The organism is Acidiphilium sp. (assembly GCF_049977125.1).
Taxonomy (GTDB): Bacteria; Pseudomonadota; Alphaproteobacteria; order Acetobacterales; family Acetobacteraceae; genus Acidiphilium.
In genome coordinates this window covers 1-2604 of sequence record NZ_JBMFGY010000285.1, presented here as the reverse complement: position 1 = coordinate 2604, position 2604 = coordinate 1, and the positions used below count along the sequence as shown (strand labels likewise).

The window sequence follows — 2604 nt, the reverse complement described above, 5'->3', positions numbered from 1 at the left end:
CGCTGGTGTGGGAGGAATATCGTGCGACATCGGTGAACGGGTTCGGGTACTCGTGGTTCTGTGATCTCTACAGGGACTGGGTAGGTCGGCTGAAGCCGACGCTGCGCCAGGTGCACACAGCCGGAGAGCGGCTATTCGTCGACTTCGCCGGTCAGACGATGGACGTCATCGATGGGGCAACCGGAGAAGTGACCCGGGCCGAGATCTTCGTTGCGGTTCTTGGCGCATCAAGCTTCATCTATGGGCGTTGTTGCATGGGTCGGAATAGGATTCAGCTATTCCCATTGTAGCGGCGTTTATTTGACCCTCACGGACACCGGCATGCCGAGGCTGGCCATCCGGTTCAGGACATTGCAGGCAATTTTGGCTTCGGTCTGTTGATTGGATCGAGTCCGAGCGTGAAGTCGCCGGCCAATAATGGTTTTGTATCGGAACATGGCGGTTTCAACGAGACTCCGTCGACCATAGCCGGATTGTTGCTGCCAACCGCGCCGACCGTGCTTTGCGATAGCCTCGAGATGGCGGTCGCGCTGGGTGGGGTTCTCATTTTGACCGGCTACCGCCGTTGAACGGGGCGGAATAATGATGGCGGCTCCCGGATGATTTGCTGCCACATCATCGTAGACCGGCTGTCCATCATAAGCGCCGTCAGCGATCACAGCAGCAACCGGATCTTTGACCTGATCAAGCAAGTCCGGCACGGCGGTGACGTCGCCGACATCGTCGGGGGTCAATTCACAGGCGCGGACCTCGTGGGTATCGGCATCGACCGCGATGTGCAATTCCCGCCAGCGCCGACGCGCCCGAACCCCATGCTTCTGATCCAGCCATTCACCCTCGCCGTAGATTTTGAGGCCCGTGCTGTCGATCAGAAGATGGATTGGTTCATCCCGCTTCACCGTCTGCGGCAGAATGGTCAAATGCGCACTCCTGCGGCTGAAGGTTGTGTGGTCAGGAACCTTGATGACCGCCCCAAGCAGGCCGGCAATGGAGCGTAATGCGCCTTCGGTCTGGCGTAACGCCAAACGCAAAACCACGCGAAGAGCCAGGCCGGTTTCGATTGCCAGATCAGAATAGATACGCTGACCACCGCGACCAGTTCGCCTCGGCGAGTGCCAGGCTGTCACGGCTTCCTCGGTCAACCACACCGTCAAATCGCCCCGACGAACTAACGCCGCATCGTATTGCGGCCAGTTTGTCACGCGGTATCTCATCTTCTTGAACTTGTGGCGGCGATCATCGTTGAGCTTGTTTGGCATGCGGCTTCCTGATGGCACTCGGGACGGACCCCCCTCCTACTTCATTATTGAAATACCGTCATCAAGCTATCCGACCGCGAGTCGATCACAACAAAATCAACCACAGGTATATTCATGCACCAAGGCGCTTGATGATGCCAAAGCCCGCAAGAAAGCGACTGGTAGCTACAGACCGAAGGGGGATTCCGATGCCAGAGCGACAGCACGAGAGAATTTTCAGACTAATACTCAAGATTATTTTAAAAGAAAATACCAACTACAAGGGCTTTCTCCAGAAGAGGCAGAAAAACAAGCTGCAATACAAACCGCACAAGAAATGGCGGGGCTTGATGCCACACATGCGCTCGATGCAATCGCTGGTGGTGCAAAAGGAGATCCTTTAACTTTAGCGAATCGATCAATTAACCGATCGATCGGTGCACAGTGGAAGTCTCGTATCAAGGCGCTCAAAAAGGCAGTTAAGGATGCCTTGGAGCGCGGGGATAAACACATGGATGTAAAATTGGAACCATGCGAAGAGGAACCGACGTCATGACGAAAATTAACGAGAATTTTTAATACTGCATCAAGAAGTTCGGTCCACCGCAAAGTGGTGAACATGTCCCAGAAGAAGTTCGGAACGCCTATTTGGGCAAGGTGCCACAATCGATACTTGATTTTTGGGAGGCGTACGGTACGGGTCTTTGGCTGGATGGGCGTTTCCAGCTTACACGTCCGGATAAGTATCAGAGTCTGGTTAATATGTTGCTGGAGGGAGACCAAGATTTTCCCCCTAAGATGTCTGTCTTAATTGGTTATACCGCATTCGGCCAGTTGCTGGTTTGGCATAACAAAAACTATTTTCTTAAAATCGATTTGGTTAATAAAGAAGCTTATACTGATCATCTTGAAGCCAAGCATCCCATGCTGGATGCCGATCGCGAATTGCCACTTGTACTTTCAGGAGTTGACGCTGGCGCATACGATTATATCGAACACACTGATGCTGCCAAACCACTTTTCTCGCGAGCGCTGAAAAAATGCGGCAAACTCGCCTACGGTGAGTGCTACGGCTTTGTTCCAGCGGTTGGGCTGGGTGGGCGTGGTGTTCTGGATGAAGTGAGGAAAGTTCGCGCGGCGGAGCATTTCGCGATCATCGGTCAACTTGAGCCGATCGAACTCAGGTACATGGATATCGAGAAACGAAAAATCGTCGTTCTAAGAGAAATTGGGGCTCCACAGAGCGTCAGTCAGTCGTGAGAATGATTTTGGGAGACAATTGAAATCATAAGTAAAAATAAGAGAATATCGTAACCAGTTTCCATAAGATATCTTCTGCGATCTATAATTGTAGAAGCTATTTGCT

The 2604-nt window shown here is 52.4% G+C and carries 3 protein-coding genes and 1 pseudogene; 3 read left to right on the top strand and 1 reads right to left on the bottom strand.

Annotated elements, in window-relative coordinates; all coding sequences use genetic code 11:
• Window positions 1-290 (top strand): annotated as a pseudogene (locus ACP5E6_RS18150) (hypothetical protein); the annotation flags it as partial.
• Window positions 291-296: 6 nt separating this feature from the next.
• Here ACP5E6_RS18150 and ACP5E6_RS18145 read toward each other — a convergent pair.
• Complete coding sequence (locus ACP5E6_RS18145; RefSeq protein WP_427956681.1) at window positions 297-1259, bottom strand: IS5 family transposase; 963 nt, start codon at window positions 1257-1259, stop codon at window positions 297-299.
• Between ACP5E6_RS18145 and ACP5E6_RS18140 the strand changes: the two genes are divergently transcribed.
• Window positions 1258-1794 (top strand): polymorphic toxin type 15 domain-containing protein, encoded by a 537-nt coding sequence (locus ACP5E6_RS18140; RefSeq protein WP_427956679.1) that lies wholly within the window; start codon window positions 1258-1260, stop codon window positions 1792-1794. The two genes, ACP5E6_RS18145 and ACP5E6_RS18140, sit on opposite strands and share 2 nt — an antisense overlap.
• A 29-nt stretch (window positions 1795-1823) precedes the next feature.
• Entirely contained in the window at window positions 1824-2498 is a 675-nt protein-coding gene (locus ACP5E6_RS18135) for a GAD-like domain-containing protein (protein ID WP_427956683.1), read from the top strand.
• Window positions 2499-2604 lie beyond the last annotated feature (106 nt).